The sequence below is a fragment of the Jatrophihabitans sp. genome, from assembly GCF_036389215.1.
Classification (GTDB): Bacteria; Actinomycetota; Actinomycetes; order Mycobacteriales; family Jatrophihabitantaceae; genus Jatrophihabitans_A.
In genome coordinates, this window is sequence record NZ_DASVQG010000162.1 from 1 (window position 1) to 4,675 (window position 4,675).

6 protein-coding genes are annotated in these 4,675 nt (G+C 73.5%); 3 read left to right on the forward strand and 3 right to left on the reverse strand.

Going from position 1 to position 4,675, the window contains the following annotated elements:
* Both VF542_RS08230 and thiE read right to left on the reverse strand, forming a co-directional pair.
* A partial coding sequence (locus VF542_RS08230) for a glycosyltransferase (protein ID WP_408651215.1) occupies window positions 1–554 on the reverse strand: 554 nt, incomplete at its 3' end.
* A gap of 118 nt (window positions 555–672) precedes the next feature.
* On the reverse strand, window positions 673–1,323 hold the full coding sequence (thiE, locus tag VF542_RS08235; RefSeq protein WP_408651216.1) for a thiamine phosphate synthase: 651 nt from the start codon (window positions 1,321–1,323) through the stop codon (window positions 673–675).
* A gap of 122 nt (window positions 1,324–1,445) precedes the next feature.
* Between thiE and VF542_RS08240 the strand changes: the two genes are divergently transcribed.
* The 3 genes from VF542_RS08240 to thiS all read left to right on the forward strand — a co-directional run bounded on the left by VF542_RS08240 (window position 1,446) and on the right by thiS (window position 3,869).
* Window positions 1,446–2,366, forward strand: coding sequence for an EamA family transporter (locus VF542_RS08240; protein ID WP_408651217.1), 921 nt, complete (start codon window positions 1,446–1,448; stop codon window positions 2,364–2,366).
* Window positions 2,367–2,469: 103 nt separating this feature from the next.
* A complete protein-coding gene (gene thiO / locus VF542_RS08245; protein ID WP_408651218.1) occupies window positions 2,470–3,660 on the forward strand; it encodes a glycine oxidase ThiO in 1,191 nt (396 codons plus the stop codon).
* Window positions 3,661–3,680: 20 nt separating this feature from the next.
* Window positions 3,681–3,869, forward strand: a complete 189-nt coding sequence (gene thiS / locus VF542_RS08250) for a sulfur carrier protein ThiS (protein ID WP_408651219.1) — start codon at window positions 3,681–3,683, stop codon at window positions 3,867–3,869.
* A 7-nt stretch (window positions 3,870–3,876) separates the two neighbouring features.
* Here thiS and VF542_RS08255 read toward each other — a convergent pair.
* A partial coding sequence (locus VF542_RS08255; RefSeq protein ID WP_408651220.1) for a thiazole synthase occupies window positions 3,877–4,675 on the reverse strand: 799 nt, incomplete at its 5' end.

A 4,675-nucleotide genomic window follows, 5' to 3' on the forward strand; every position in this document is an offset into this window, starting at 1 on the left:
AGCTCGGTGACCCGCCCGCCCTGCGGCAGCGCGGCGGCCGGGTCGGCGGGCAGGTCGTCGGCCAGCCGGTCATAGAAGCCCTTGGTCAGCAGGATGCCCTCATCGGAGGGCTCCTCCGACAGCAACGGCCCCAGCAGGCCGGTCACGAAGTGCGGGCCCCACTCGGTGAGGTCGGCGTCGATGAAGACCAGCAGATCACCGTTGGTGACGAACAGCGACTTCCACAACGCCTCGCCCTTGCCCGGGCTCACCGGGGTTCCGGTCTCGATGTCGCGGGCGGCGTACACCGAGGCGCCGGCCGCCCGGGCCACCGCCGCGGTGTCGTCGGTGGAATCGGAGTCGAGCACGATCAGCTCGTCCACCAGTCCGCCGACCAGCAGGGCCTCGCGGATCTGGGAGACAACCGCGGCAACGGTCGCGGCCTCGTTGCGCGCCGGGATCACCACGCTGACCGACTGGCCCGACTCTTGCTTGGCCCGGATCAGGTCGGCGGCCTGGAACTGTGCCGCGTCGAAGGTGTGCGAGTCGAACCATCGCCGCGCGGCGCCATCCATGTCCGGCATGCTCCCTCGGTGTCCTGACCAGCCAGACGCTACACAGCGCCGGGCCGGCGACCATGCACACGGAGCCGGGAACGGATCGGTTCAGCCGGCCGCCTTCAGCCGGCCGCCTTCAGCCGGCCGCCGCCAGCCGCGCGGCCAGCCGGGCCGCCGTGGCACCGGGGTCGGCGGCCTCGGTCAGCACCCGCACCACCACCACCCGGCGCGCGCCGGCGTCGAGCACCTGGTCCAGGGTGCTCTCGTCGATCCCACCGATGCCGAACCACGGCCGGGCAGTCGCGTCGGCGGCCAGCTCGGCCACCGGCGCCAGGCCGATGTGCGGCCGTCCCGGCTTGGTGGGCGTCGCCCAGATCGGGCCGAGGCAGAAATAGTCCACCTCGGCCGCGGTCGCCGCGGCCCGGGCCTGCTCAGTGCTGTGGCTGCTCAGGCCGATCAGAACGTCCGGGCCGACGATCCGCCGGGCGGTGGCCGGCGCCAGGTCACGCTGGCCCAGGTGCAGCACGTCCGCGCCGGCGGCGACCGCCAGGTCGGCCCGGTCGTTGACCGCCAGCAGGGCCGAGTGCCGGCGGCAGGCGTCGGCGAAGACCTCCAGCGCCGCCAGCTCGTCGGCGGCTTCGAGGTTCTTCTCCCGCAGCTGGACGATGTCGACCCCGTTGGCGAGCACCGCATCGAGGAACTCGGCCAGGTCGCCGCGGTCGCGGCGGGAGTCGGTGCACAGGTACAACCGGGCCGATGCCAGGGTGGCCGGCGAGGTCTTGGTCATGACTCATCCAACCATCGCGAATCCGGCCATCGCGGATCCGGCCGGCGGGACCGGCGACCGCGACCGGCGACCGGCGGGCCACCCCTGCCGGCACGCGCCGGTGCGGATGCGAGCATGTCAGCGTGTTAGTACGCGCGCGGACCGACACCGTTCCACCGCAGATCCTGATCCTGGTGGGCATCGCCTCGGTGCAGTTCGGTGCCGCCTTCGCCAACAAGCTGTTCTCCCAGGCGGGCCCGGCCGGCGTGGTGCTGATGCGCCTGGTGTTCGGCTCGGTGGTGCTGATGGCGCTGACCCGGCCGCGGCTGGCCGGCCGGAGCCGCCGGGACCTGATGGCGGTGACGAGCTTCGGCCTGGTGCTGGCCTTCATGAACTGGAGCTTCTACGAATCGCTGCACCGGCTGCCGCTCGGCCCGGCAGTGACGGTGGAGTTCATCGGGCCGCTGGCGGTCGCCATCGCCGGTTCCCGCAAGCTGCTCGACGTCGTCTGGGTGGCGCTGGCCGGAGGCGGCGTGGCGCTGCTGGCCCTCGGCGGCTCGCAGGGGAACCTGCGTTTGTCAGGATTGCTGCTGGCCGCACTGGCCGGCGCGTTGTGGGCCGGCTACATCCTGCTGTCCCAGCGGGTCGGCTCCAGCTTCGCCGGGCTGGACGGCTTGGCGCTGGCGCTGAGCATCGGGGCGGTGGTGATAGTCCCGGCCGGTGTCCTCCAGGGCGGCTCGGCGCTGCTGCGCCCGGAGGTCGCCCTCGGCGGCTTGGGGGTGGCGGTGCTGTCCTCACTGATCCCGTACTCGCTGGAATTGATCTCGCTGCGCCGGCTGTCGGCGTCGGCGTTCGGGCTGCTGATGAGCTTGGAGCCCGCCGTGGCCGCGCTCGCCGGCGTGCTGGTGCTCGGCCAGCGGCTGCACCTGCGAACCGCCGCGGCCATCGTGATGGTGGTCATCGCCAGCGCGGGCACCACCATCGAGGCCAGCCGGTCGGCAGCCAGGCAGCCGGCCGGCTCACCCGGCCGCCGGGCAGCTGCCCAGGGGAGTCCACTCGGCTAGCGGTTCTGTCCTGAGGTCAGGGAGTCCGCCGGCTGGGCATTACAGCTAGCCGGCCGGCTTGATCCGGCTGGCCGCACGAGCCGGCTCGACTAACCTGAAACGCATGGCGGCGCAACCGGCTGAAGTGCTTGTCGTCGGCGGCGGCGCGATCGGCCTGGCGGTGGCCTACCGGCTGGCCGAGCGAGGCGCCGCCGTCCGGGTGATCGATGCCAGCGGTGGTCGCGGGGCCAGCTGGGCGGCGGCCGGCATGCTCGCCCCGGTCACCGAGGCAGCCTTCGGCGAGGAGGAGCTGACCCGGCTCAACCTGGCGGCGGTGCCGGTGTTCCAGCGGCTGGCCGCGGAGCTGCGGGAGCGGACCGGGCAGCCGGTGGGGCTGCGCACCGAGGGCACCCTGGCGGTGGCCTTCAACGCCGACGACCGGGCGGCGCTGGACCGGTTGACCGACTTCCGCACCGGCCTGGGCCTGAGTACCCAGCGGCTGAACGGCACCGCCACCCGCGCGTTGGAGCCGTACCTGGCTGCCGGGGTCCGGGGAGGTGTGCTGGCAGCCGATGACCTCTCGGTCGACAACCGGCGCTATCTGGGCGTCCTGCGCAGCGCCGCCGAGGCCGCCGGGGTCAGCTTCGTCACCGCCGAGATCACCGGCCTGCTGCACGGGGCCACCGGCGTCGAGGGAGTCCGGACCGCGACCGGCGACCAGTTGCGGGCCGGCACGGTGGTGCTGTGCGGTGGGGCCGCGACCGGTGCGCTGGTGCGGCTGCCGGTGCATCCGGTGAAGGGCCAGATCCTGCGGCTGGCGGTGCCCGAGCGGCTACGGTCCGCCGGCCCGGTGCTGACCCGCACCGTGCGCGGGATCGTGCGCGGCAGCGAGATCTACCTGGTTCCCCGCCCGGGTGGGGAGGTGGTGGTCGGGGCCACCTCCGAGCAGCAGGGTCACGACACCGGGGTGACCGCCGGCGGCGTCTATGAGCTGCTGCGCAATGCCTACGAGCTGCTGCCGGTCAGCTCGGAATTCAGCTTCGTCGAGGCCCGGGCCGGGTCACGTCCGGGCACTCCCGACAACGGCCCGATCCTCGGCCGGCTGGCTGACGGGCTGGTGGTCGCCACCGGGCACTACCGCAACGGCATCCTGCTGTCGGCACTGACAGCCGACGCGGTGGCTGCACTCGTCCAGGGTGAGCCGGTCGCGCCGGCGTGGACGCCGTTCCACCCGGAACGGTTCGCTTCCGTTGCGGCGTCGCAGTTACCGCCGCGATCCACCGCCGAGCCGGCTTCGGCCGGCCTGACCACCTAGGACCCCTCGTGCGGATAACGGTGAACGGGCAGCCGCGCGACGCGGCCGACGAGCTGAGCCTCGACGCGCTGGTGCGCGAGATCAGTGATCGCAGCACCGGCATCGCGGTAGCCCTCAACAGCGAGGTGGTGCCGCGCGGCAGCTGGGCCGACACCGCGGTCCGGCCGGGTGACCGGATCGATGTGGTGACCGCGGTGCAGGGCGGCTGATCCGACGTCAGTCGATGAGCCTGGGAGCGTCCAGCATGCCCTCGTACGGCGAGGATGCCTCGGCCCACCAGCGGCGCGGAATCCGCCCGGCCAGCAGCGCGTCGCGCCCGGCCAGTACCGCCAGCCGCATGGCGCGGGCCATCCGCAGCGGCTGCGCGGCCCGGGTCACGGCCGAGGCGACCAGCACCGCGTCACAGCCGAGCTCCATCGCCTGGACGGCGTCGGCCGCGCTGCCGATGCCGGCGTCGAGCACCACCGGGACCCCGGCCTGCTCCACGATCAGCGCGATGTTGTGCGGGTTGCGGATGCCCAGCCCCGAACCGATCGGGGCACCACCGGGCATCACCGCCGCGCAGCCCAGCGCCTCCAGCCGCCGGGCGAGCACCGGGTCGTCGTTGGTGTAGGGCAGCACCACGAACCCGTCGTCCACCAGCTGCTCGCAGGCGGCCAGCAATTCCGGCCCGTCCGGCAGCAGGCTGCGCTCGTCGGCAACCACCTCGACCTTGACCCAGTCCGTCCCCAGCGCCTCGCGGGCCAGCTTGGCGGTGAGCACCGCCTCCGCGGCGGTCCGGCACCCGGCGGTGTTCGGCAGCACCTGCACCCCGGCCTCGCGCAGCACGTCCAGCACCGAACCGGAGGACCCGGTGTCGACCCGGCGCATGGCCACCGTGGTCAGTTCCGTGCCGGACTCCCGCAGGATGTCGGCCAGGCCGTCCAGGCTCGGCGCGCCGCCGGTCCCCACGATCAGCCGGGACGAGAACCGCCGGCCGGCGATGACCAGCTCGTCGAGGCCGCCGGCGGCCGGC

What these genes read in the sequence shown, in the direction of transcription:
- thiE (WP_408651216.1), bottom strand. Translation starts at nt 1,323, where the DNA reads ATGACCAAGACCTCGCCGGCCACCCTGGCATCGGCCCGGTTGTACCTG.
- thiO (WP_408651218.1), top strand. Translation starts at nt 2,470, where the DNA reads ATGGCGGCGCAACCGGCTGAAGTGCTTGTCGTCGGCGGCGGCGCGATC.